The following is a 23,209-nucleotide window of genomic DNA, read 5'->3' as shown; positions in this document are numbered from 1 at the left end:
CTCGATGACAGGGGCTTTTTCATACAGCTATTTAAGCTTTGTCGCGAATAAGCAATGGCTTCAGATAAAAGCCGGTGTGAGACTGCTTCATCTCCGCTACGGCTTCCGGCGTGCCGGTCGCAATAATCTGCCCACCTTTCGAGCCACCTTCTGGGCCAAGATCCACCAGCCAATCTGCGGTTTTGATCACATCCAGGTTGTGCTCAATGACCACCACCGTGTTGCCGTGGTCGCGCAGCCTGTGCAGTACTTCAAGCAATTGCTTGATGTCCGCAAAGTGTAGGCCGGTTGTCGGCTCATCAAGGATGTACAGCGTTTTGCCGGTATCGCGCTTGGACAGCTCGCGGGACAGCTTGACCCGCTGCGCCTCGCCGCCAGACAGCGTCGTGGCGGACTGGCCGAGCTTGATGTACGACAAGCCTACGTCCATTAACGTTTGCAGCTTACGCGCCAGTGCAGGGACTGCATCAAAGAACTCACGCGCTTCTTCGATCGTCATCTCCAGCACTTCATGGATGCTCTTGCCCTTGTACTTGATCTCAAGGGTTTCGCGGTTATAGCGCTTGCTCTTGCACACATCGCACGGCACGTAGATGTCCGGCAGAAAGTGCATTTCTACCTTGATAAGTCCATCGCCCTGACACGCTTCGCAGCGCCCGCCTTTCACGTTGAAAGAGAAACGTCCTGGGCCGTAGCCGCGGGATCGAGACTCTGGCACGCCCGAAAACAACTCGCGGATCGGCGTGAAAAGGCCGGTGTAGGTTGCCGGATTGGAGCGCGGTGTACGGCCAATCGGGCTTTGGTCGATATCCACGACTTTATCCAGGTGCTCCAGCCCTTTGATGCTGTCGTGGGCGGCCGCTTCCAGCGTAGTTGCACCATTGAGTGCCATGGCGCTGAGCGGATACAGAGTGTTGTTGATCAGCGTCGACTTACCCGAGCCCGACACGCCCGTCACACATGTCAGAAGACCAATCGGAATCTCAAGGTCTACATTGCGCAAGTTGTTGCCGCGTGCGCCCTTGAGCGACAGTGTCAGCTTCTTGTTGCGCGGCGTGCGTTTGGCGGGGACTTCAATTTTCACCCGGCCAGAAAGGTATTTGCCGGTGAGCGAGTCAGGGTGTGCCATCACTTCGGCAGGCGTCCCCTCAGCCACGATATGCCCACCATGCACCCCAGCACCTGGGCCGATATCCACCACGTAATCTGCCAGACGAATTGCGTCTTCGTCGTGCTCAACCACAATCACCGTGTTACCAATATCGCGTAGGTGCTTGAGTGTGCCGAGCAGGCGATCATTATCGCGTTGGTGCAAGCCAATGGAGGGCTCGTCGAGGATGTACAACACCCCCACCAGGCCGGCGCCAATCTGGCTGGCCAGGCGAATCCGCTGCGCCTCACCACCCGACAGCGTATCGGCACTGCGGTCCAGCGACAGATAGTCGAGGCCCACATTCACCAAAAACTGCAGGCGCTCGCGGATTTCCTTGAGAATCTTGTCAGCGATTTCGCCTCGACGACCGGTCAGGCTCAGCGTACTGAAATATTCCGTCGCATCACCAATGGGTAGATTCGTCACCGCCGGTAGGTTTTTTTCACCTACCCAAACGTGACGTGCTTCTCGGCGCAGGCGAGTGCCGCGGCAATCGGGACAAGACTGCGTGCTGAGAAACTTGGCCAGCTCTTCACGCACCGTGGCTGACTCGGTTTCCCGATAGCGGCGCTCAAGGTTCGGCACAATCCCTTCAAACGGGTGCGCACGCTTAACGATGTCGCCGCGGTCATTCAGATAGCGGAAATCCACGTTCTGGGTGCCACTGCCGTACAAAATGACTTTCTGCTTATCTGCCGGCAGTTCATTGAACGGTACTTCAAGGCTGAAATCGTAATGCTTGGCCAGCGCCCCGAGCATCTGGAAGTAATAGACGTTTCGTCTGTCCCAGCCACGAATGGCGCCCTCGGCCAGCGTCAGCTCTCCGTTGACCAAACGCTTGATGTCAAAGAACTGTTTCACCCCCAAGCCGTCGCAGGTCGGGCAAGCGCCAGCCGGGTTGTTAAAGGAAAACAGCTTGGGCTCGAGTTCACTGATGGCATGGCCACAGATCGGACAGGCGAAGCGTGCAGAGAAGATGATCTCTTCACCTGGTTCATCGTCCATCGGCGCGACCAGTGCAATACCATCGGCCAGCTTCAGAGCCGTTTCGAAGGACTCGGCCAGACGTTGCTGCAGGTCTGCGCGTACTTTAAAGCGATCAACCACCACATCGATGGTGTGTTTTTTCTGCTTGTCGAGTTTAGGCAGCTCATCCAGTTCACAGAGCTTGCCGTCCACACGGGCGCGCACAAAGCCTTGAGCACGCAACTCCTCAAATACCGAAAGGTGCTCGCCCTTGCGCTCGCGAATCACCGGCGCCAACAGCATCAACTTGCTGCCTTCGGGCTGAGCCAACACCAAGTCAACCATTTGGCTGACAGTCTGGGCTTCCAGCGGAATGTCATGGTCTGGGCAGCGCGGAATACCGACACGTGCGTAAAGCAAACGCAGGTAGTCATAAATCTCGGTAATTGTACCGACTGTGGAGCGCGGGTTGTGTGACGTCGATTTCTGTTCGATCGATATGGCGGGTGACAAGCCTTCGATGGTATCGACGTCAGGCTTTTCCATCATCGACAGGAACTGGCGTGCATAAGCCGATAAAGACTCGACGTAACGCCGTTGGCCTTCGGCATACAGAGTGTCAAAGGCCAGAGATGATTTGCCGGAGCCAGACAGTCCGGTGATGACGATCAGTTTGTCCCTTGGCAGGGTCAGGTCGATGTTCTTCAGGTTGTGGGTTCGTGCCCCACGTATCAGGATCTTGTCCACTGCGGCCTCGCTTGGCGGGCATAACGTAAACGACTGAGTATACGTATCTGCGTGAAAAGTGTGCAGGCCCTTTAATGGCGGTCTGTCATTAGAGGCTGCTGACATATCGTAGTGAGCTGCTGGCGTTTCTTAACTTTTACGTGACAAAGCGTCGCGCCCCGCTCGTGTGTGTGCTGTTACTCGATGGGACTGGTAGAATCGCCGCCGGTTCACATGAGGTTTTTCCATGCAAGATCCCCAAAGCGAACGCATGAGTGGCGGCGAGAAGCGTGCAGCCAGCGGTCTGGCACTTGTGTTTGCGTTCCGTATGCTTGGCATGTTTATGGTATTGCCGGTTTTAGCGACCTATGGAATGGACCTGGCAGGTGCTACACCTGCGCTGATTGGATTGGCGATAGGCGCTTACGGACTTACCCAGGCTCTTTTTCAGATCCCGTTCGGGATCATTTCTGATCGGATTGGCCGGCGTCCGGTTATCTACCTCGGGTTGGTCGTATTTGCCTTGGGCAGCGTATTGGCCGCTCACTCCGACTCGATTTGGGGGGTTATTGCCGGGCGCGTCCTGCAAGGTGCCGGGGCCATTTCGGCGGCAGTGATGGCGCTGCTCTCAGACCTTACCCGCGAACAGCACCGCACCAAGGCCATGGCCATGATCGGCATGACCATCGGCCTGTCGTTTGCTGTAGCCATGGTTGTCGGCCCACTGCTGACCCGCGCCTTCGGCTTGTCCGGATTGTTTCTGGCAACGGGCGCCATGGCGCTGCTGGGTATCGTGATCATCAAATTTATGGTGCCGCAGTCTACCGATACCTTGCAGCACCGTGAGTCCGGCGTGGCCAAGCAAGCCTTGATACCGACGCTGCGTCACCCTGATCTGCTGCGTCTGGACCTGGGCATCTTTGTATTACATGCCATGTTGATGTCCAGCTTCATTGCCTTGCCGCTGGCGTTCGTTGAGAAAGGCGGGCTACCCAAGGAGCAGCATTGGTGGGTATACCTGACTGCGCTGCTGATTTCTTTCTTCGCCATGATCCCGTTCATCATCTACGGCGAAAAGAAACGCAAAATGAAACGAGTTTTGCTCGGTGCCGTCAGTACATTGATGCTGACTGAGCTATTCTTTTGGCAGTTCGGTGATAGTTTGCGAATGTTGGTGATCGGCACTGTTGTGTTCTTCACCGCATTTAACTTGCTGGAGGCTTCATTGCCTTCATTGATCAGCAAGGTGTCACCGGCGGGCGGTAAAGGGACGGCGATGGGGGTTTATTCCACCAGCCAATTCCTGGGGTCGGCACTGGGTGGCATACTCGGCGGCTGGTTTTTCCAGCATGGTGGTCTGTCGGCAGTGTTCCTTGGATGCGCAGGTCTGGCTGCACTCTGGCTGGCCTTTGCTGTTACCATGCGCGAACCACCTTACGTGACAAGCCTGCGCCTGCCGTTAACACCTGAGGCGCTGCGCGAAGCAGGTCTGGCTGAGCGTTTAAAGGCTGTTAAGGGCGTTACAGATGCAGTGATCGTGGCTGAAGAGTCTGCGATTTATATCAAATTGGATACCAAACTATTGGATCGCGCGACACTCGAGCAGTTGGTTAACCCGGCGCCGGCGCGCGAAGCCTAGGAGAACGTTATGGCCCGTGGGGTTAACAAAGTTATATTGGTCGGCACATGCGGCCAGGATCCCGAAGTTCGCTACTTGCCTAACGGTAATGCCGTGACCAACCTGAGTCTGGCAACCAGCGAACAGTGGACCGACAAGCAAACCGGTCAGAAAGTCGAAAAGACTGAATGGCACCGTGTATCGATGTTCGGCAAGGTTGCCGAAATCGCTGGCGAATACCTGCGCAAGGGTTCGCAGGTGTACATCGAGGGCAAGCTGCAAACCCGCGAGTGGGAAAAGGACGGTATCAAGCGTTACACCACTGAAATCGTGGTCGACATGCAAGGCACCATGCAACTGCTGGGTGGCCGTCCTCAGGGTGACCAGCAGAACCAGGGCGGCGGGAACAACTACCAGCAATCTGCCCCGCGCCAGCAAGCTCAGCGCCCCGCGCCGCAGCAACAACAGTCGCGTCCTGCACCGCAACAGCAGGCCCCACAGCCAGCCGCTGACTTCGACAGCTTCGACGACGATATTCCGTTCTAAGCAAACCCTCGGGTTATCTGCTCTGAATCACAAAAGGCCCGCCGCTCTCCCAGCGCCGGGCCTTTTGTTTGCCAAGCTTTTGGTTCGTACGGGTAAACATTAAGTCTGGATCGTGACTGTCGCATGAGGTCACACAAGGTTTTTGATGAAGTTGTCGAGCCTCCCTGTCAATTGGCTACGCTGTAGCGAAGCAAGTGTCGTTGAGGCCATTCCCAGACTCGGGTTGTCGTATTCGAGCTGCTCACCACAGACGCTCAGGAGGAGCCTGCAATTTTGTCCACTCTCAAAACAGCCATCTTGTTGCTCATCCTGTTACTGGCAGGTGTTGGTACGGTGCAAGCCGCCCCGACATTGTCATCAGTCATCAAGGCCGAAGAGACCGATGGTAAACCGCCGGTGTTGGTGCATGGTGGTTTGCTAGGGGCATTGGGTTCCAGTATCGATGACGTCCAAAACCAGTTGGGTCTGAGCAAGCATTTGCTGGATATCTGGCGTCTGCGGTCTGAACGGGCGATGACTGAAGTCGGGGCACTGGCCGAAAAGCTTGCCGATCAGCCTGGAACTAATGGCGTAGGCGACTTTTTTCTGTTGCTGGTCATCTGGGCAGGCGTTTTTGCCGGGCTGATACTCGCGGGCAAATTGCTGGTCCGGTCTGTGAGCAAAATTCATGCGATTGAGTCCAGGCCGCGAGTCCAAAGACTTTTAGGGGCCGGGGTGGTCTACCTGTTGCCCGCGATGCTGTCGTTGGTACTGATCGTGTTTGGCAGCCATTTGTTGCCAGACTCCATTGGCCGTGCGCTGGGAATTTGTCTGGCCTACGCCGCAAGCAGCGGTGTATTTTGCGCGGCGCTGGTGCTGTCATTGATTGCAATGCTGGACACCGGCCACAAGCGGGCGGCTGTACGGATTATCCGTCAGCATTCTGTGCGCTCGTTATTCACCATTGGTTTTTTTGCAGCTTTGAGCGATGGCATGGACACACCTCATGTCGGGCTTGTGATCGGCGCCAATGTCGCCAGTTATCTATCGATACTCTGTGGCTTGATTGCATGTGCCGTGTTCGCCTTTCTTACGATCAAGTTGCGTCGACCGGTGGCTCACCTGATCCGTGATCGCGCCTTGGCCCAACGTTTGGGCCAGCCAGCGCTGCAAGAGTCCCTGCGGATTTTCTCGGTGCTCTGGTATTTGCCCATTCTCCTGATGCTGCTGGTTTCTGCGCTTAACCTGGTGGGCATCGGTGAGGACAGCGGGCGCGCCCTGCGCAGTGCATTGCTGACATCTGGGCTGCTGATAGCGACTGTGTTTTTGAGCACGCTCATGCACCACTCATTCACCACGCTGTTACGTTCAGACGGTGCGTATAAAGTACGTTTGCTGATGGTGGTGTACGTCTTGCTGCGTATCGCGCTGGCGGTGGCCTTCATCGAAATGCTGGCGCAAATCTGGGGTTTTTCGGTGTTGGCGTTTGCCTCCGATAGCCAAACGGGGCAAGTCATCAGTGATTCACTTGGGCATATCCTGCTGATTTTCCTGGTGACATGGCTGGCCTGGGTGGTAATGGATACGGCGATCCAGCAAGTCCTGGAGCCACCGGCCTCTCGGCGCGGTACACATGCCCCGAGCACTCGCATCAAAACAATCCTGCCATTGCTGCGCAATGCGATAAAAGTGGTGCTGGTGGTGATTTTCACCATCTCCACAATGGCCAACCTGGGCGTCAACGTGACGCCGTTCCTGGCGGGCGCTGGGGTCATTGGCCTGGCGATCGGTTTTGGTTCGCAGCAACTGGTTCAGGACGTCATCACTGGGCTGTTCATCCTCATTGAAGACACTATTTCGGTCGGTGATTGGGTGGAAGTCGACTCCAGCCATGCCGGCACGGTCGAGGGGCTGACCATTCGCACCTTGCGCCTGCGTGATTCGCGCGGTTATGTGCACTCGGTGCCTTTTGGTCAGATCAAAGCGGTGGTCAACCATTCCCGGCAGTTTGCCTACGCTTATTTCGCAGTTCAGTTCACCTACGACAGCGATATGGACAAGGCTACGGACTTGATTTGCGAGGCCGGTCGGCAGATCAGCGACGATCCGTTGCTCAGTCTCAGCTTGCAAGGGCCGCTGAGCGTTTATGGGATCGACAGCATGAATCTGGACGGGGTAACGATTACTGCCCAGTTCAAAACCATGTCCGGTGCGCAGGGCTCTGTTGCGAGGGCGTTTAACGATCGACTCAAGAAATTGGTGGATAAGTCCGCGGATGTACATTTTGCACAACATTATCCACAGGGCTTTTTGATACCTGCCCGCAACCCGGAGCACACCGTTCAACCGGCGGCCGAACCGCAGCGCTCTGCACTGGTGCTGCCCGACATGCCGCCTCCGGTGCAGTGATGGCAAATAACCTGCTCTGCACTTTGTCAGTGACGACACGCACAGAAACCCGCAAAATGCTGTGGTCTTGATCATGGCCAGCAGCTTGCACGGTTGGTTTTCTGGTATATATCACCGTTTTGAATAGACTGAGCTTGCACACTCTATGCGAATGCGCCTTATGTTATTGGGCGGCGGAAATGCTCTCGGGCAGGCGCTGATTCGTCTGGGTGCCGAGGAAGACATCAATTTCCTCGCCCCGCGTCCGCCGCAAGACGGCTGGGACGCTGCGAGCCTGACGCAACTGCTGGATGAGACCCGTCCGGATGCCGTCATCAACCTTGCGTACTACTTCGACTGGTTCCAGGCGCAGAACGTGAGTGAAACCCGCCTTGCCGAGCAGGAGCGCGCTGTCGAGCGCCTCGCCGAACTGTGTCAACACCACAACATCACCTTGTTGCAGCCTTCCAGCTATCGTGTGTTCGATGGTTCGCGGGCCACTGCCTACAGTGAAAAGGATGAACCTGTACCGCTGGGGTTGCGCGGGCAGGCGTTGTGGCGCATTGAGCAAAGTGTACGGGCCATTTGCCCGCAACATGTCCTGTTGCGTTTTGGCTGGTTGCTGGATGACAGCCCTGATGGCAGTTTGGGGCGGTTTCTCGCCAAAGCTGAAAAGTCAGGCGAGTTACTGATGGCCGATGATCGACGTGGCAACCCCACACCGGTTGATGACGCTGCACGCGTCATCATCTCCGTACTCAAGCAACTCGATTGTGCAGCGCCATTGTGGGGGACTTACCACTACGCAGGGCATGAGGCCACAACGCCGCTGGCGCTGGGGCAGGCCATTCTGGATGAAGCCCGGCATTTGCATCCGTTGGCTATCCAAGCACCCACGCCTCAGGCTCACGCAGCATGCCCTGATGCGGCCGAAGAGCCCCAGCATGCGGTGTTGGCCTGCAAGAAAATTCTTCATACCTTCGGGATCAAGCCGCGCGCCTGGCGTGCGGGGCTTCCGGGTTTACTAGACAGGTTTTATCGTCATGGTTAATACACCCGTTCTAATCACAGGCGGTGCCGGTTTTATCGGCTCCAATCTGGTCGATGGTTTGCTGGATAAAGGCTATGCAGTACGTATCCTTGACGACTTGTCCACCGGCAAGCGCAGCAATCTGCCGCTTGATAACCCTAACGTCGAGCTGATCGTAGGCAACGTCGCCGATGCCGCGTTGGTCAAGCGCGTGATGGCAGGCTGCAGTGCAGTCGTTCACTTGGCGGCCGTGGCGTCGGTTCAAGCCTCGGTAGATGATCCGGTGAGCACTCATCAGAGCAACTTTATTGGTACGCTCAACGTTTGTGAGGCCATGCGTGAAGCAGGCGTCAAGCGTGTGGTGTTTGCCTCCAGCGCTGCGGTATATGGCAACAATGGTGAGGGCGAATCGATTGTTGAAGACACGCCCAAAGCGCCGCTGACACCGTATGCTTCGGACAAGCTGGCCAGTGAGTACTATCTGGACTTCTACCGCCGCCAGCATGCTCTGGAGCCGGTTATTTTCCGATTCTTCAACGTCTACGGGCCACGCCAAGATCCGTCTTCACCCTACTCAGGCGTGATCAGTATTTTCAGCGAGCGCGCTGAAAAAGGCCTGCCGATCACCATTTTTGGTGATGGTGAGCAAACCCGCGATTTTATCTACGTGGGTGATCTGGTGAGAATTCTGGTTCAGGCGGTTGAGGCTTCAGAGGTTCAAGAGGGCGCCATCAACGTGGGCCTGAACAAAGCCACTACCCTCATGCAAATGCTTGAAGCCTTGAGCGAAGTGGTAGGCGAACTGCCACCGATTAGCCATGGTCCGGCTCGCCCTGGTGATATTCGTCACTCGCGTGCGGACAACAGCCGCTTGTTGCAACGCTTTACACTCGCAGAAACCACCCCGATGGGCGTCGGTCTGGCCCGATTGCTGGGGCGTTAACTGCCCTGATTAAAAACCCAAAAAAGGCGCCTAAAAAGGCGCCTTTTTCTTGTGGCTTGAAGCTAAAAGCTTGCTGCTAAGCGCCCCGCACTTAGAACTTATACCCCAGGCCAACCATGTAAACGAATGGATCAACGTCGACGTTGACCTTGGCGCGAGTGCCATCACCCACGGCGCTGTTGTTGACGTAGGCGTGCGTGTCGATATCGATGTAGCGCGCCTGGGCGTTGATCATGATGTTGTCGGTCAGCATGTAGTCAGCACCGATCTGCCAGGCCACACCCCAAGAGTTTGAGGCCCGGAAGTGATCGAAACCTTCAGCGCTCGCGCGGCTGCCGACGTGTTCATCATAGATCCAGGTGTAGTTGATACCGGCACCCACGTACGGCTGGAACGCCGACTTGGAATCCAGCGGGTAGTACACAACACTCAGGGTCGGCGGCAAGTGCTTGAGGCTGCCGAGTTTGCCGTTGGCTTGCGGCAGCGCAGTGTTCTTGAGTTTGACGTCATGCTCGAACGGTGTGGCGGCCAGCAGTTCGATGCCTACGTGGTCCGTGATCATGTAGGCAAAGTTCAGGCCCAATTGGGTATCGCTGTCCATGGTCGCCTTACCGCCCAGATTGGTACCCCCCAACGATCCGCGGTCCACTTTGACGTGGGAGCTGTCGGCCTTCGGGTTCACGGTAATGGCACCGGCGCGCAGGATGATGTCACCCTCGGAATGCGCGTGGGCCAGCGGTGCTACAACGGTGAGCGCAAGGGCGGCAGCGCTGAGCAGGGACTTTTGCATGGGAGCTCCATTGGGATATTTGAAATTTATATAACCAATGGTAATGAGCAGCCGTGTCCATTCCGTTGACCCAGCTCAATGAAAAGGTGAAGTCGAGAAAAATTCGTGAAGGAATGATGGGTCAGTCAGGTAATTCGTAGACCACGATCTTTTGTGCGTCCATTTGATAACCCGCGTCTGCCAATTCGCTGGTGCTGGGTTTGACCTGCATTTGGCCAACGATCCAGTACGGCTGATACAGCTCGTCGACCAGTACCCCGACTTTGCTGGTGACATGCACGATCTGGTTGGAGGGAGGCGGCGGCACATGGATGCACGCGCCATAGTACGGCACCAGCAGAAAATCAGTGGTGCGGCCTTCTTCGCTGACCTCCAGCGGCACGATGTACCCGGGTAAACGGATCAATTGCCCATTGAGTTCCGAGACCACTGGCGCGTTGGGCAAGTCTTGCTTGGCGGCGGGGGCGGATTCCATGTCGCCGATTTGAGACAAGTCATGTAGCGGCGTCATATTGGGGACTTCTGGCGGCGCATCGGCCGGAATCATCTCTGACCACGTCAGTTCTTTCGGCTCGGCCGCCCATATTGGCGTGCTTGCCAACACGAGCAGCGTCAACAAAACACGAGATATCGCAGCTATATTCATCAACACAAGCTCATAAACGAATGGACAGACCGTCGGCCAGCGATTGTCGGTAGGCGCGCCATGCGGGCACACACCCCATCACCAGGGCCGCGGCCAGAATACCGCCGAGCAGTGTCCATTCATATTCGCTTGGCCAGGCCAGCGGCAAATAGATTCCGTAATTCGATTGCACATAGCCTTGAGCCAAAGCAATGCACACGTACAGCAAGCCAACACCCGCCACCACGCCCGCCAAGGCCAGGGCCAGGGCTTCGAACACCAGCAAGGTCGCGATATGCCAAGGTCGCGCACCCACCGAGCGCAGAATGGCCATCTCGCGACGGCGTTCATTGAGACTGGTCAAAATGGCCGTCAGCATCCCAATCAAACCGGTCAGCACCACGAACAGCGACACCACAAACAGCGCCTTTTCAGCAGTGCTCATCAAGCTCCAGAGTTCCTGCAATGCCACCCCCGGCAAAATAGCCATCATCGGCTCGCCACGGAACTCATTGATTTCGCGTTGTAAGGCAAAGGTCGAAATCTTGCTGTTCAGGCCCAGCATGAACGCCGTGATGGCCTGCGGGGTCAGGTCCATGTTGCGCGCCTGATCGGCAGTGATGCGTGCGGCGCCCTGGGCGGGCACTCCGTTGTGCCAGTCGATATGGATCGCTTCCATACCGCCGAGGCTGATATGCAGCGTGCGGTCCACCGGCGTGCCCGTGCGCTTGAGAATGCCGACCACCGTGAAGGGCTTGTCGTCGTGTTTGACCAGGCTGATCGCGGCCACGCCGTGGGCCAGTACGAGTTTGTCACCCAGTTTGTAATGCAGTGCTTCGGCTACTTCTGCGCCGAGTACCACTTCAAATGGATCGGTCTGGAATGCGCGACCGCTAGCAAACTCAAGGTTTTGCCGATGCCCGTATTGATAATGCTCAAAGTACGCTTCGCTGGTACCCATCACGCGATACCCCCGGTGCGAGTCCCCCAGTGACATCGGGATCGCCCATTTCACCTTCGGGTTGCTGGCGAAATGCTCGAAGCTGTCCCAGCGAATATTGTTGGTGGCATTGCCGATGCGAAACACCGAATACAGCAGCAGATTGACCGAGCCAGAACGCGCGCCGACGATCAGGTCGGTGCCGCTGATGGTGCTGGCAAAGCTGGCGCGGGCTTCAGTGCGCACGCGCTCGACCGCCAGCAGCAGGCACACCGACAGTGCGATAGCGAACGCGGTCAGGATCGCAGTAAAGCGTCGGTTGGCCAGACTGGCCAAGGCTAGGCGAAGCAAATACATCTCAGACCTCTGCCGATGTGGCGGCGCGATTAAGTTCAGACAACGACAGATTGCGGTCGAAGAGCGTGGCCAGGCTTTGGTCGTGGCTTACAAACAGCAAGCTGGCGCCGGCCTCCCGGCACTCGGCAAACAGCAACTGGATAAAGGCTTCGCGCGCATCCGCGTCGAGGGCTGAAGTGGGCTCATCGGCAATCACCAGCTCGGGTTGACCAATCAGCGCGCGGGCGGCGGCCACGCGCTGTTGCTGGCCGATGGACAAGGCGTCGGCGCGGCGCTCCAACAGCGCCGGGTCTTTGAGGCCCAGATGGGCGAGCAGCGTCTGCGCGGCCTTACCGACGCTGCCATGGCGTTGCACGGCGCGGCTGGCGCGTAGCCTGGAAAAGTGACAGGGCAGTTCAACGTTCTCGCGCACGGACAAAAACGGCAGGAGGTTGAACTGCTGAAAAATATACCCCGTGTGATCAACCCGGAACCGATCGCGTGCGCCCGAGCCTAAATCGCTCAGCTCTTGCCCCAGCAGACGAATCGTTCCGTGACTGGCCTTTTGCACGCCGCCCAGTAACCCCAGCAATGTGGTTTTGCCGCTGCCGCTGGGGCCTTTCAGAAATAGCGTTTCGCCGGGCTCGAGACGGAATGCTGGAATATCCAGCAGTACCGGTTGCCCGGGCCAACTGAAACTCAGGTCGCTGAGTTCGATAAGTGCTTGGGTCATGGGGAGGAGCGAACGCCTGGTGTTGAGTGAGGGGTTAAGGGGCGAGCTTGCCTAGCGATCGACTGATCTTGAACAAGACTGCGAAGGCGCCAGCCCCCTAAGGTCGTGCTTAAAACTTCAGGCTTGGCGATTTAGGCGTCAGTTCGCTGCCTTGCTGCCCGCTGCCGCCGATCAGTTGTGTCTTGATCTTGTGGGTGCCGGGGAATGTCTTGAAGAACTGGGTCAGATCCAGGGCTTTCAGCGCCTCAGGTTTGGCACATGTGAACTCGTAGTGCGCTTCTATATCGCTGTGGCCGTGTTGAGTGGTGGTTCCGGCGGCCTCTTCAGGGGCGGCTTCGAACAAGGGGCTATCCACGTCTTGCGATTCAACGGCGCATTCAGCCGTTTTAGGCAGGTTAAACAGGGCCAGCGGGTTTTCCAGCTGGGTCCGTACGGAGTCGACCTTGGCCTTCTCGGCATCCGTGCTTGGGCTGTGCTCGAAACCCACCAGGTTCATGGCCGGGCTGTCGAGGTCCAGCTCCAGGGTCTGGCCGTCCAGTGCCACATTCAACGCACCTACACCATGCTCGTGGGCACCCAGGCTGCCGTGTTCATGGTCATGTTCGTCGGCGGCGTGAGCCATGGCCAGCGGCAACAGAGCAAACGGCAAAGCAAGAAGCAAACGACGCATAGCACGACTCCAACATAAATGAAATTAAATGTTATGTAATCTTATAACAAACAAATCAGGATTTTGCCCGTGTGCTTGGCGTTGTGCAAGCAGCGTGGGAGCATGCTTTCATGAAAATTGAGGAGAAGGGCGATGGTGCGAATTCGCGGAACGTTTGGTGACTGGCCAGTGGACCTGACGATAGAGCTGGATGAAGGCGACTGGGCGAGGCTGGGTGCGAACTTGCAGGTCAGCGAAGCGCCTGCTGTGCCGACGCCCACCAAGCCCGCCAATCAGGATGATGCTTTGTGGGAGACCACAAAAGACCTGCTACGCAAGGCGGGGCAAATCAGTGGGCCGGAGCTGTTGAGCCAGCTCGAAGCGTTGACCGGCAGCACCGGCGCAGGCAAACGCCTGCTGGTGCGTCTGCGTCATAGCAGCCAGGTCAAAGTTGTCAGCGGTAGCGACTCACCGCTCTACAGCTGGATCGACTGATACCGCACAGCCGCTCCTGGGCAGGAGCGGCTGGTAGTGTTAGTACAGCGCCGCAAACAGCTTGCGACGGTAAGTTGTCACCAGCGGATGGTCATTGCCCAACAGGTCGAACACTTGAAGCAGGGTCTTGTGAGTGATGCCTTCATTGAAGCTGCGGTTGCGGGTAAACAGCTTCAGCAGGCCATCCAGGGCGGCTTCGTATTGCTGGCGTGACAATTGTTGAATCGCCAGTTGATACGCAGCCTCATCGTCCTGCGGGTTTTGCGCCACGCGGGTTTTCAGATCAGCCACGTCCGGCAATTCAGCCGCCTGGCGCAGGAACGTCAGCTGTGCCTTGGCACCGGCCAGTTCGGCTTTGTGTTCATCGCTTTTTACCGCGTCCAGCACGGCCTGGGCTTCGGTCAGCTCGTTGCGTTCAGCCAGGCAGCGACCATACAGAATCAGCGCCCTGGCGTTGGTGTTGTCCTCGGTCAGGATGGTTTTCAGCAGCGCTTCAGCATCGGCAAAACGGCTTTCGGCAAACAGCGCCTGAGCCTGTTCCAGGGGATCTGCCTCGGCCGGGGCGGGCAGCACAACGTGCGGCTCAAGCAGGGCACGAACGGCGGACTCGGGCAAGGCTTCCTGGAAGTGCTCTACCGGCTTGCCGTCTTTAAACAGCACCACGATAGGCAGGTTTTGGATACCGAAGTGCTGAACCAGTGCGTGCTCTACGTCGCAGTTGACCTTGGCCAGCAACAACTCGCCCTGATAACTCTCGGTGATTTTCTCAAGGATCGGCAGGATCACCTTGCACGGTGCGCACCACTCGGCCCAAAAATCCACCAGCACCGGTTGCTCGAAAGAAGCATCGACAACCTGCTTCTGAAAATCGGCAGCGGTCACGTCGAAGCTATAAGAAGGCGTAGGCTGATTCATCATGTCTCTCGAAACAGGTAAATGAAGGCAACTATAAAGGCTGCACCGCCGGGCTGAAAGCCGGGCGCTCGCGTTGCGCGTGATACAGGCTCACATTGCGAAACTCGTGGGGCTCAGCCAGATCCGGCAGGGTCAACGCCTTGAGACTGTCCAATTGTTGGTACAGCGGGTGCCGGAAGTCTCGCACACGGGAGTCAGCGACCAGTGTGTGTTGGCCGCGTGTCAAAAACTGATCCAGCAGCGGCAGGTTCTCGCGGTCGTAAAGTACATCCGCCACCAGCACCAGGTCGAAGCGGTCCGCTTCGGCAAAGAAGTCGCTGGAGTAACGCAGTTGCACGTCGTTGAGCTCGGCATTCGCCTGGCAGGCCGCCAGCGCCAGCGGGTCGAGATCGCAGGCGACCACTTCCAGCGCACCCGCCTTGGCCGCTGCGATCGCCGCAACGCCCGAGCCTGCGCCAAAATCCAGCACACGCTTGCCTTGCACCCACTGCGGCTGCAGGGCCAGGTAGCGTGCCAAGGCCAGCCCGCTTGCCCAGCAAAAGGCCCAGTACGGAGGCTCGTAAAGAATCCGCCGGGTTTCTTCCGGGGTGAACTCCCGGTCCATGTTCTGCGCGTCAATCAGCCAAAGCTTGAGTGAAGTGTCAGGCAAGTCGGTAATCACCAGTCGCGCATCGCCGAGCAATGCGCTTAAGGCCTGTTGCAGGTCGAGCGGCGTATTCATGGCGCGGGGACAAAGGCCAGGGTGCCCACATTTTGCGTTGACGGTTGGCCGATGATGCGAGTGGGCAAGTGCAGGATCAATTGTCCGGATTGGCTGGCGCGACCGCGCAACTCTACCCGTTGCGTGTTGGGGAAAACGTCGGGGTTAAAGCGCAACTTGAAGGGCAGTGGTTGGTTATTGCCGATGATCTTGCTGCTGGCCAGCAACCCTTGTGGGCGCCCGCGCTCGTCAACAATCAGCATCGCCAGTTCGACTTCCGCGCCTTGCGGTGCTCCGGTCAGTACGCCACTCAGTTCACGCTGATAAGCCGGCAGGGGCCCCAGGTCTACCGGTGCATCGGTTTCTGGCTGGGCCAGCACCTGAGTTTGTTGCGTTTTAGAGGGCCCACTGCTGCAAGCGGCCAGCAAACTGACGAAACACAGCAAAACACACGTTCGTAGTGACATGAAAGGCTCCAGCGGCAGGTCAGTCGACGTCAAAAATTGTGTAAAAAGGTAGTCGGCGGACTGTATACCGTAAAGCCTATGGCTTGTCTTGCCAGTGGGATGCGCTACCATGGCCCTCCCATTTTTTGTTGCCGCCACCATGCACTGTCCATTCTGCGGTGCCAACGACACTAAAGTCATCGACTCGCGTCTGGTCGCCGAGGGCGATCAGGTGCGCCGCCGGCGTGAATGCCTGGCCTGTGGTGAGCGTTTCACCACCTTTGAAACAGCCGAGTTGGTGTTACCGCGACTAATCAAGCAAGACGGCAGTCGTCAGCCTTTTGACGAAGAGAAACTGCGCGCCGGTATGCAGCGGGCCCTGGAAAAGCGCCCGGTCAGTGTCGAGCGCCTTGAAGCGGCGCTGGCCCATATCAAAAGCAAGCTGCGCGCCACCGGCGAACGCGAAGTCAAATCGCTGGTCGTCGGTGAGCTGGTCATGACCGAGCTGCAAAAGCTCGACGAAGTGGCCTATATCCGATTCGCCTCTGTCTATCGACGCTTCCAGGACCTCAACGAGTTCCGTGAAGAGATCGATCGACTCGCCCGTGAGCCTTCCAAACAATGACGTTGACCGCCGAACAAGCTGTTCTAGACGCCCATTACATGGCGCGCGCTATCGAACTGGCGCGCAAAGGGCTGTACACCACTCACCCTAATCCGCGTGTCGGTTGCGTGATCGTGCGCGACGGGCAGATTGTGGGCGAGGGCTGGCACGAGCGCACGGGCGAGCCCCATGCCGAAGTTCACGCCTTGCGCGCTGCTGGCGCATTGGCCCGTGGCGCCACGGCCTACGTTACGCTCGAGCCGTGCAGTCATCACGGGCGCACGCCGCCGTGTGCCGATGGTTTACTGCACGCAGGCATCGCCCGTGTGGTTGCGGCCATGCAAGACCCCAACCCGGAAGTCGCCGGGCGTGGGCTCAAGCGGCTCGCTGATGCGGGCGTAGACGTGCGCAGCGGCGTGCTCGAACAAGAAGCGCGGGCGCTCAATCCCGGCTTCCTCAAGCGTATGGAACACGGCCTGCCGTTTGTGCGGGTCAAAATGGCCATGAGCCTGGACGGCCGCACCGCAATGGCCAACGGCGAAAGCCAATGGATCACCGGCCCGGCTGCACGCTCTGCGGTGCAGCGCCTGCGCGCCGAAGCCAGTGTAGTGCTGACCGGTGCCGACACCGTGCTGGCCGATGGCGCACGCCTCACCGTGCGCGGGCCTGAGCTGGGTCTGGACCCCGAACTGACGGCGCTGGCGCTTAGCCGTCCGCCGTTGCGGGTGTTGATCGACGGGCGTTTGCGCGTGCCGCTGGATGCGCCGTTTTTCAAGGCCGGCCCGGCGCTGGTTGCCACCTGCGTCCCGCCGGCCGAGCAATACCGCACAGGCCCCGAGTGCCTGGTTATCCACGGTGCCAACGGCCAGGTGGACTTACGCAAGTTGCTGGTGGCACTGGCCGCGCGTGGCGTCAACGAAGTCCTGGTGGAAGCCGGCCCGCGCCTGGCAGGTGCATTTGCCGAGCAAGGCCTGGTCGATGAGTACCAGATTTTCATCGCCGCCAAGTTCTTGGGGTCTACCGCACGACCATTGCTGGAGTTGCCGTTGACCCATATGAGTGAAGCGCCGTTGCTCAAAATCACTGAAATGCGCGCGGTCGGCGATGACTGGCGAGTCACAGCGATCCCTGTGTCGCCCGCGAGCGTATAATTCTCAGCCTCCGTTTACGCAGGTTCTGTTCTCAAGGGGAACACCCATGTTTACCGGCATTATCGAATCCATTGGCAATATCCGCGCACTGACCCCAAAAGGCGGCGATGTGCGGGTTTATGTAGAGACCGGCAAGCTCGACCTGAGCGACGTCAAACTCGGCGACAGCATCGCGATCAATGGCGTGTGCCTGACCGCAGTTGAGTTGCCAGGCAACGGCTTTATGGCTGACGTCAGCCGCGAAACCCTCGATTGCACCGCGTTCAATGACCTGAAAAGCGGCAGCCGGGTCAACCTGGAAAAGGCCCTGACCCCGACCACGCGTCTTGGCGGCCACTTGGTCAGCGGTCACGTCGACGGTGTGGGTGAAGTGATTTCCCGCGAGGAAAACGCCCGCGCTATCGAATTTCGCATCCGTGCTCCCAAAGAACTGGCCAAGTACATCGCCCACAAGGGCTCGATCACCGTCGACGGCACCAGCCTGACGGTCAACTCGGTCAATGGCGCCGAGTTCTCCCTGACCATCATTCCGCACACCCTGAGCGAAACCATCATGGACGACTATCGTCCGGGCCGCCGGGTCAACCTTGAAGTCGACTTGCTGGCGCGCTACCTCGAGCGTCTGCTGCTGGGTGAAAAAGCTGCCGAGCCGACCTCGGGTGGCATCAGCGAAAGTTTTCTGGCCGCCAACGGCTACCTAAAATCCTGAATTAAGGGGGTGCCGCGTGGCGCTCAACAGCATCGAAGAACTGGTTGAAGACATCCGCCAAGGCAAGATGGTCATCCTCATGGATGACGAAGACCGCGAAAACGAAGGCGACCTGATCATGGCCGCCGAGTGCTGCCAGGCTGAGCACATCAACTTCATGGCGCGTTTCGCCCGTGGCCTTATCTGCATGCCGATGAGCCGTGAGCGCTGCGAAACGCTCAAGTTGCCATTGATGGCGCCGCGCAATGGCTCCGGCTTTGGCACCAAGTTCACCGTGTCGATTGAAGCCGCCACCGGCGTGACCACCGGCATCTCGGCCGCCGACCGTGCCCGTACGGTACAAGCCGCCGCGGCCAAAGACGCCAAGGCCGAAGACATCGTCAGCCCTGGCCACATTTTCCCGCTGATGGCCCAGGCGGGCGGTACGCTGGCCCGTGCTGGCCACACCGAAGCGGCGTGCGACCTGGCGCGCATGGCCGGTTTCGAACCAAGCGGCGTGATCTGCGAAGTGATGAACGACGACGGCACCATGGCGCGTCGCCCTGAGCTGGAAGCGTTTGCGGCTGAACACAACATCAAGATCGGCACCATCGCTGACCTGATCCACTATCGGATGATCCACGAACGTACCGTTCAGCGGATTGCCGAGCAGCCACTGGACAGCGAGCTGGGCCAATTCAACCTGGTGACCTATCGTGATTCTGTCGAAGGCGACGTGCACATGGCACTGACCCTGGGCAAGATCTGCGCAGAAGAGCCGACGCTGGTACGGGTGCATAACATGGACCCGCTGCGTGACCTGTTGCTGGTCAAGCAGCCCGGCCGCTGGAGCTTGCGCGCGGCCATGAGCGCGGTAGCAGAGGCCGGTAGCGGCGTGGTGCTGCTGTTGGGTCACCCGTTGGACGGCGATGTTTTGCTGGCGCATATTCGTGAAACCGCCGATGCCGCGCCAGTGAAAAAGCCGACCACCTACAGCATCGTCGGTGCCGGTTCGCAAATCCTGCGTGACCTCGGCGTGCGCAAAATGCGCCTCATGAGTTCACCAATGAAGTTCAATGCCATATCCGGTTTCGATCTGGAAGTTGTAGAATACGTGCCCTCCGAATAATGACCGGACATTTCCAGTCGACCATTCGTGGCCCAATATCCTCAAAGAACGCACGCAAGTGCGTTCTGGCTCTTTAATACGAGACATACCGAATGACCCTGAAGACCATCGAAGGTACCTTCATCGCCCCCAAAGGTCGCTACGCACTCGTCGTTGGCCGTTTCAACAGCTTCGTCGTCGAAAGCCTGGTGAGTGGTGCTGTTGATGCCCTGGTTCGCCACGGTGTGAGCGAAAGCGACATCACCATCATCCGTGCACCGGGTGCGTTCGAAATCCCGCTGGTTGCGCAAAAAGTTGCCCAGCGCAACGAATTCGCCGCCATCATCGCCCTGGGCGCAGTCATTCGTGGTGGTACTCCGCACTTCGAATACGTGGCTGGCGAGTGCACCAAAGGTCTGGCTCAAGTGTCCATGCAGTTCGGCGTACCGGTTGCATTCGGTGTGCTGACCGTTGACTCGATCGAGCAGGCCATTGAGCGTTCCGGCACCAAGGCCGGCAACAAAGGCGCTGAAGCAGCCCTGTCCGCCCTGGAAATGGTCAGCCTGCTGGCAGCGTTGGAGGCCAAGTGATTTCCGACGAAAGCGATCGTTTCAACCCGCGCGATCCTAAACCTGCGGATGCTGGCAAGCCCTCCAAGAGCGCCAAACGTCGTGACGCGCGTCAACTCGCGACGCAAGCGCTGTATCAGTGGCACATGGCCAAGCAGCCGCTGAACGAGATCGAAGCCCAGTTTCGCGTGGACAACGACTTCACTGACGTTGACGGCGCTTACTTCCGCGAAATCCTGCACGGCGTACCGGCCAATCGTACCGAGATCGATGCTGCCCTGGCGCCATGCCTGGACATCACCATTGATGAGCTGGACCCGGTTGAACTGGCGGTTCTGCGCCTGTCTACCTGGGAACTGATCAAGCGTGTCGATGTGCCTTACCGCGTTGTGATCAACGAAGGTATCGAACTGGCAAAAGTCTACGGCTCCACTGACGGCCACAAGTTCGTCAATGGCGTTCTGGACAAACTGGCACCACGCCTGCGTGAAGCTGAAGTCAAGGCGTTCAAGCGCTAATCAGCGCTGTTGGCCATGGGCGAGTTTGAGCTGATCCGCAACTTCTTCGCTGCCGCGCCGTGTGCGCAAGGCGGCGTGGGTGTTGCTTTAGGCATTGGCGACGACTGCGCCTTGCTGGATGTTCCCTACGGGGAACAGCTGGCGATTTCCACTGACACCCTGGTCACCGGGGTGCATTTCGCAGATCCCTGCGACCCTTTCTTGCTCGGCCAGCGTGCACTGGCAGTGGCCACCAGCGATCTGGCAGCCATGGGCGCTACCCCCCTCGCGTTTACCCTGGCCCTCACATTGCCCACGGTTGAAGCCGACTGGCTGGCTGCGTTTGCACGCGGCTTGAACCTTATGGCCCAGGGCTGTGATTTGCGGCTGATCGGGGGCGACACCACACGCGGGCCTCTGTGCTTGACCCTGACCGTATTTGGGCGCGTGCCCAATGGGCAGGCTTTGAGCCGCAGCGGGGCGCGTCCTGGGGACTTGCTGTGTGTCGGTGGCGAGTTAGGCAATGCCGCGGGCGCCTTGCCCTTGGTCCTCGGCCAACGCAGCGCCGCACCGGCTATAGCCGAGCCATTGCTGGCGCATTACTGGTCACCCCAACCACAACTGGCGTTGGGCCAGGCCCTGCGCGGCAAAGCGACCTCGGCATTGGACATTTCAGACGGCCTGCTTGCGGACTGCGGGCACATTGCGCTGGCGTCCAACGTAGGCTTGCAGATAGAAAATGATCGCCTGCCGATGTCGTTGGCCTTGCAAGAGTTCCTGGGAGAAGCGGGAGCGCAACAAGCGGCATTAAGCGGTGGCGATGATTACGTGTTGGCTTTTACCCTGCCAGCCGTTGAGTTGCCGACCTTGCTCGCCGATGGCTGGCCGGTGCATGTCATCGGGCGCGTCGTCGAAGGGCAAGGCGTTTGCCTGGTCGATGAGCAAGGCCGGGACATCACTCCCAGCCAGCGTGGCTATCAGCACTTTCACGCGAGCTGAGCTATCTAACTTTTTGATCTTTATCTCCGATAATTCAGCCTAAGCGTCTGTAGGAACCTCCTGTTACAATGCCGCCTCTGCGAATTTCCAGTCCTCAAACTGATCAGGAGCACACGGTGCCCGTCGTTTTCGTTGCTGCTTGCAAGCTCCCAACCCCTTTTGCCGAATTCACCATGCATGGCTTTCTGGAGCAGGCCACGGGTCGTGAACACGTTGTGCTCAGTCTGGGCGACGTGGCGGATGGCGCTCCGGTATTGGGCCGGGTGCACTCGGAATGCCTGACCGGCGATGCCCTGTTCAGCCAGCGCTGTGACTGTGGCTCGCAACTTGAAGCTGCTCTGCAGGCCATTGCCCGTGAAGGGCGAGGCGTGCTGTTGTACCTGCGCCAGGAAGGGCGTGGGATCGGCCTGCTGAACAAAGTGCGTGCCTACGAACTGCAAGATGGCGGCGCCGACACCGTCGAAGCCAACGAGCGTCTGGGCTTTGCAGCGGATCAGCGCGATTACGCCATCTGCCTGCCGATGCTGGAGCACTTGGGCGTTAATGCGCTGCGCCTGATGACCAACAACCCGCGCAAGGTCAAAGCCTTGACCGACATGGGCATCACTGTGGCTGAGCGCGTGCCGTTGCACACCGGGCACAATCCGCACAACAAGCTGTACCTGGCGACCAAGGCCAATAAACTCGGGCACATGATGGGCAATCAGCACCAAGGCGAGACAGACCCGGCGTGATGCGTTTCTGGCTGGCAATTGCATTGCTGGCCGTGGGTTTACCCTGCCTGGGCGCCAGCCGAGTGATCAGCCTGGCGCCTTCGCTGTCCGAAATCATGGTAGAGCTGGGGGCCACCGACCTGTTGGTCGGTCGTCTGGACGGCGGCGAGCCACTGCCCGAGCTGGCCGCTGTGCCCTCCATCGGCGGCTATGGCCAATTAAACATTGAACGTTTACTCAGTCTGCAACCCGACCTGATCCTGCTCTGGCCTGGCAGCGTGGGCGTTGCTCAAAGCGAGCAACTGCGCCGCTTCAACATCCCGACCTACACCGCAGAGCCCCAAACACTCGATCAACTGTTTGACCAGATCCAGGCCCTTGCTGTCGTCTTGGGGCGTGCGGTGCGTGGGCAGGAATTGACCGGTCAATTGCGCGCGCGTCTGTCCGAAATGCGCACTCGCTATCATCGGGACCAGCCGTTGCGGGTGTTTTACCAAGTGTGGGATCAGCCGTTATACACCTTGGGCGCAGGGCAAATCATCAATGACGCATTGGCGGTGTGTGGGGCGAGCAACGTGTTTGCCGACCTCAAACTCCCGGCCCCGCAGGTCAGCATAGAGTCAGTGTTGCAGCGAAATCCACAAGTGATCATCGCCAGCACCCAGGCGCAACTTGACGCCTGGAAAGCCTGGCCGCAACTGGATGCAGTCAAACACGGGTGTTTAGTGCTGTTGAGTGATAAAGGTCTGGAACGCCCGAGCGGGCAGATGTTGGAAGCGACAGCCAAACTGTGCGAGCAGATCGCCCCCTGATCCCTGTAGGAGCGGGGGGGGGGGGGGGGGGTTTTTTTTTTTAAAAAAAAAAAAAACCCCCCCCCCCCCCAAACCCAACCCGGGGGGGGT

At 58.4% G+C, this 23,209-nt stretch carries 24 protein-coding genes; 15 read left to right on the top strand and 9 right to left on the bottom strand.

What is annotated here, in order from left to right; all coding sequences use genetic code 11:
- Positions 1-31 precede the first annotated feature (31 nt).
- Complete coding sequence (gene uvrA / locus NTD86_RS05200; protein WP_262201108.1) at positions 32-2,866, bottom strand: excinuclease ABC subunit UvrA; 2,835 nt, start codon at positions 2,864-2,866, stop codon at positions 32-34.
- A 226-nt stretch (positions 2,867-3,092) separates the two neighbouring features.
- Between uvrA and NTD86_RS05195 the strand changes: the two genes are divergently transcribed.
- The 5 genes from NTD86_RS05195 to NTD86_RS05175 all read left to right on the top strand — a co-directional run bounded on the left by NTD86_RS05195 (position 3,093) and on the right by NTD86_RS05175 (position 9,349).
- Entirely contained in the window at positions 3,093-4,484 is a 1,392-nt protein-coding gene (locus NTD86_RS05195; RefSeq protein ID WP_262201107.1) for an MFS transporter, read from the top strand.
- A gap of 9 nt (positions 4,485-4,493) precedes the next feature.
- Positions 4,494-5,009 carry a single-stranded DNA-binding protein gene (locus tag NTD86_RS05190; RefSeq protein WP_262201106.1) on the top strand — a complete coding sequence of 172 codons (516 nt, stop codon included), beginning with the start codon at positions 4,494-4,496 and terminating at the stop codon, positions 5,007-5,009.
- A 273-nt stretch (positions 5,010-5,282) separates the two neighbouring features.
- Entirely contained in the window at positions 5,283-7,397 is a 2,115-nt protein-coding gene (locus NTD86_RS05185; RefSeq protein ID WP_262201105.1) for a mechanosensitive ion channel family protein, read from the top strand.
- Positions 7,398-7,542: 145 nt separating this feature from the next.
- Positions 7,543-8,427: an NAD(P)-dependent oxidoreductase gene (locus tag NTD86_RS05180; protein ID WP_262201104.1), complete on the top strand. Its 885-nt coding sequence runs from the start codon at positions 7,543-7,545 to the stop codon at positions 8,425-8,427.
- The gene (locus NTD86_RS05175) at positions 8,420-9,349 is read left to right on the top strand and encodes an NAD-dependent epimerase/dehydratase family protein (RefSeq protein ID WP_262201103.1); all 930 of its coding nucleotides are present in this window, start codon (positions 8,420-8,422) and stop codon (positions 9,347-9,349) included. Before NTD86_RS05180 ends, NTD86_RS05175 begins: the two co-directional genes overlap by 8 nt.
- A gap of 91 nt (positions 9,350-9,440) precedes the next feature.
- Here the strand turns inward: NTD86_RS05175 and NTD86_RS05170 are convergent, their stop codons facing one another.
- The 5 genes from NTD86_RS05170 to NTD86_RS05150 form a co-directional block, all read right to left on the bottom strand.
- Positions 9,441-10,139, bottom strand: coding sequence for an OmpW/AlkL family protein (locus NTD86_RS05170; protein ID WP_262201102.1), 699 nt, complete (start codon positions 10,137-10,139; stop codon positions 9,441-9,443).
- Between the two features lie 121 nt (positions 10,140-10,260).
- Positions 10,261-10,785, bottom strand: coding sequence for a DUF3299 domain-containing protein (locus NTD86_RS05165; protein ID WP_262201101.1), 525 nt, complete (start codon positions 10,783-10,785; stop codon positions 10,261-10,263).
- Between the two features lie 10 nt (positions 10,786-10,795).
- Positions 10,796-12,061: an ABC transporter permease gene (locus NTD86_RS05160; protein WP_262201100.1), complete on the bottom strand. Its 1,266-nt coding sequence runs from the start codon at positions 12,059-12,061 to the stop codon at positions 10,796-10,798.
- 1 nt (position 12,062) lies between these two features.
- Positions 12,063-12,773 (bottom strand): ABC transporter ATP-binding protein, encoded by a 711-nt coding sequence (locus tag NTD86_RS05155; protein WP_262201099.1) that lies wholly within the window; start codon positions 12,771-12,773, stop codon positions 12,063-12,065.
- A gap of 109 nt (positions 12,774-12,882) precedes the next feature.
- Complete coding sequence (locus tag NTD86_RS05150) at positions 12,883-13,443, bottom strand: DUF2796 domain-containing protein (protein ID WP_262201098.1); 561 nt, start codon at positions 13,441-13,443, stop codon at positions 12,883-12,885.
- Between the two features lie 132 nt (positions 13,444-13,575).
- On the opposite strand from NTD86_RS05150, the gene NTD86_RS05145 reads away from it, so the two are divergent.
- Complete coding sequence (locus NTD86_RS05145) at positions 13,576-13,917, top strand: hypothetical protein (RefSeq protein WP_262201097.1); 342 nt, start codon at positions 13,576-13,578, stop codon at positions 13,915-13,917.
- A 39-nt stretch (positions 13,918-13,956) separates the two neighbouring features.
- Here the strand turns inward: NTD86_RS05145 and NTD86_RS05140 are convergent, their stop codons facing one another.
- From NTD86_RS05140 to NTD86_RS05130, 3 genes are read right to left on the bottom strand one after another with little or no spacing between them, the layout of a single operon-like run.
- Positions 13,957-14,832, bottom strand: a complete 876-nt coding sequence (locus NTD86_RS05140; RefSeq protein WP_262201096.1) for a thioredoxin family protein — start codon at positions 14,830-14,832, stop codon at positions 13,957-13,959.
- Positions 14,833-14,863: 31 nt separating this feature from the next.
- Positions 14,864-15,553: a class I SAM-dependent methyltransferase gene (locus NTD86_RS05135; RefSeq protein ID WP_262201095.1), complete on the bottom strand. Its 690-nt coding sequence runs from the start codon at positions 15,551-15,553 to the stop codon at positions 14,864-14,866.
- Positions 15,550-15,999: a YbaY family lipoprotein gene (locus NTD86_RS05130; protein ID WP_262201094.1), complete on the bottom strand. Its 450-nt coding sequence runs from the start codon at positions 15,997-15,999 to the stop codon at positions 15,550-15,552. The genes NTD86_RS05135 and NTD86_RS05130 overlap by 4 nt, the downstream gene beginning before the upstream one ends.
- A gap of 139 nt (positions 16,000-16,138) precedes the next feature.
- On the opposite strand from NTD86_RS05130, the gene nrdR reads away from it, so the two are divergent.
- From nrdR to NTD86_RS05085, 9 genes are all read left to right on the top strand, one after another.
- Positions 16,139-16,603 carry a transcriptional regulator NrdR gene (nrdR, locus tag NTD86_RS05125; protein WP_262201125.1) on the top strand — a complete coding sequence of 155 codons (465 nt, stop codon included), beginning with the start codon at positions 16,139-16,141 and terminating at the stop codon, positions 16,601-16,603.
- The gene (ribD, locus tag NTD86_RS05120) at positions 16,600-17,733 is read left to right on the top strand and encodes a bifunctional diaminohydroxyphosphoribosylaminopyrimidine deaminase/5-amino-6-(5-phosphoribosylamino)uracil reductase RibD (protein WP_262201093.1); all 1,134 of its coding nucleotides are present in this window, start codon (positions 16,600-16,602) and stop codon (positions 17,731-17,733) included. Before nrdR ends, ribD begins: the two co-directional genes overlap by 4 nt.
- 46 nt (positions 17,734-17,779) lie before the next feature.
- Positions 17,780-18,442: a riboflavin synthase gene (locus NTD86_RS05115; protein ID WP_048367769.1), complete on the top strand. Its 663-nt coding sequence runs from the start codon at positions 17,780-17,782 to the stop codon at positions 18,440-18,442.
- Positions 18,443-18,458: 16 nt separating this feature from the next.
- Positions 18,459-19,550, top strand: coding sequence for a bifunctional 3,4-dihydroxy-2-butanone-4-phosphate synthase/GTP cyclohydrolase II (gene ribBA, locus NTD86_RS05110; protein ID WP_262201092.1), 1,092 nt, complete (start codon positions 18,459-18,461; stop codon positions 19,548-19,550).
- Between the two features lie 92 nt (positions 19,551-19,642).
- Positions 19,643-20,119: a 6,7-dimethyl-8-ribityllumazine synthase gene (ribE, locus tag NTD86_RS05105; RefSeq protein ID WP_262201091.1), complete on the top strand. Its 477-nt coding sequence runs from the start codon at positions 19,643-19,645 to the stop codon at positions 20,117-20,119.
- Positions 20,116-20,616 carry a transcription antitermination factor NusB gene (gene nusB / locus NTD86_RS05100; protein WP_262201089.1) on the top strand — a complete coding sequence of 167 codons (501 nt, stop codon included), beginning with the start codon at positions 20,116-20,118 and terminating at the stop codon, positions 20,614-20,616. The genes ribE and nusB overlap by 4 nt, the downstream gene beginning before the upstream one ends.
- Before the next feature lie 15 nt (positions 20,617-20,631).
- Positions 20,632-21,594 (top strand): thiamine-phosphate kinase, encoded by a 963-nt coding sequence (thiL, locus tag NTD86_RS05095; RefSeq protein WP_262201088.1) that lies wholly within the window; start codon positions 20,632-20,634, stop codon positions 21,592-21,594.
- Positions 21,595-21,710: 116 nt separating this feature from the next.
- Entirely contained in the window at positions 21,711-22,328 is a 618-nt protein-coding gene (ribA, locus tag NTD86_RS05090; RefSeq protein WP_262201087.1) for a GTP cyclohydrolase II, read from the top strand.
- Complete coding sequence (locus NTD86_RS05085; protein ID WP_262201086.1) at positions 22,328-23,119, top strand: cobalamin-binding protein; 792 nt, start codon at positions 22,328-22,330, stop codon at positions 23,117-23,119. Before ribA ends, NTD86_RS05085 begins: the two co-directional genes overlap by 1 nt.
- The last annotated feature ends 90 nt before the right edge of the window (positions 23,120-23,209 follow it).

The organism is Pseudomonas sp. 7P_10.2_Bac1 (genome assembly GCF_025465935.1).
Classification (GTDB): domain Bacteria; phylum Pseudomonadota; class Gammaproteobacteria; order Pseudomonadales; family Pseudomonadaceae; genus Aquipseudomonas.
The sequence above is the reverse complement of the archived record's forward strand: the minus strand, read 5'-3'. Positions and strand labels throughout refer to the sequence as shown.

Excerpts from the sequence above, each read along its gene's own strand:
- NTD86_RS05195 (WP_262201107.1), top strand. The coding sequence starts at position 3,093 with ATGCAAGATCCCCAAAGCGAACGCATGAGTGGCGGCGAGAAGCGTGCA.
- NTD86_RS05190 (WP_262201106.1), top strand. The coding sequence starts at position 4,494 with ATGGCCCGTGGGGTTAACAAAGTTATATTGGTCGGCACATGCGGCCAG.
- NTD86_RS05180 (WP_262201104.1), top strand. The coding sequence starts at position 7,543 with ATGCGAATGCGCCTTATGTTATTGGGCGGCGGAAATGCTCTCGGGCAG.
- NTD86_RS05175 (WP_262201103.1), top strand. The coding sequence starts at position 8,420 with ATGGTTAATACACCCGTTCTAATCACAGGCGGTGCCGGTTTTATCGGC.
- NTD86_RS05170 (WP_262201102.1), bottom strand. The coding sequence starts at position 10,139 with ATGCAAAAGTCCCTGCTCAGCGCTGCCGCCCTTGCGCTCACCGTTGTA.
- NTD86_RS05165 (WP_262201101.1), bottom strand. The coding sequence starts at position 10,785 with ATGAATATAGCTGCGATATCTCGTGTTTTGTTGACGCTGCTCGTGTTG.
- NTD86_RS05160 (WP_262201100.1), bottom strand. The coding sequence starts at position 12,061 with ATGTATTTGCTTCGCCTAGCCTTGGCCAGTCTGGCCAACCGACGCTTT.
- NTD86_RS05155 (WP_262201099.1), bottom strand. The coding sequence starts at position 12,773 with ATGACCCAAGCACTTATCGAACTCAGCGACCTGAGTTTCAGTTGGCCC.
- NTD86_RS05150 (WP_262201098.1), bottom strand. The coding sequence starts at position 13,443 with ATGCGTCGTTTGCTTCTTGCTTTGCCGTTTGCTCTGTTGCCGCTGGCC.
- NTD86_RS05145 (WP_262201097.1), top strand. The coding sequence starts at position 13,576 with ATGGTGCGAATTCGCGGAACGTTTGGTGACTGGCCAGTGGACCTGACG.
- NTD86_RS05140 (WP_262201096.1), bottom strand. The coding sequence starts at position 14,832 with ATGAATCAGCCTACGCCTTCTTATAGCTTCGACGTGACCGCTGCCGAT.
- NTD86_RS05135 (WP_262201095.1), bottom strand. The coding sequence starts at position 15,553 with ATGAATACGCCGCTCGACCTGCAACAGGCCTTAAGCGCATTGCTCGGC.
- NTD86_RS05130 (WP_262201094.1), bottom strand. The coding sequence starts at position 15,999 with ATGTCACTACGAACGTGTGTTTTGCTGTGTTTCGTCAGTTTGCTGGCC.
- nrdR (WP_262201125.1), top strand. The coding sequence starts at position 16,139 with ATGCACTGTCCATTCTGCGGTGCCAACGACACTAAAGTCATCGACTCG.
- ribD (WP_262201093.1), top strand. The coding sequence starts at position 16,600 with ATGACGTTGACCGCCGAACAAGCTGTTCTAGACGCCCATTACATGGCG.
- NTD86_RS05115 (WP_048367769.1), top strand. The coding sequence starts at position 17,780 with ATGTTTACCGGCATTATCGAATCCATTGGCAATATCCGCGCACTGACC.
- ribE (WP_262201091.1), top strand. The coding sequence starts at position 19,643 with ATGACCCTGAAGACCATCGAAGGTACCTTCATCGCCCCCAAAGGTCGC.
- thiL (WP_262201088.1), top strand. The coding sequence starts at position 20,632 with ATGGGCGAGTTTGAGCTGATCCGCAACTTCTTCGCTGCCGCGCCGTGT.
- NTD86_RS05085 (WP_262201086.1), top strand. The coding sequence starts at position 22,328 with ATGCGTTTCTGGCTGGCAATTGCATTGCTGGCCGTGGGTTTACCCTGC.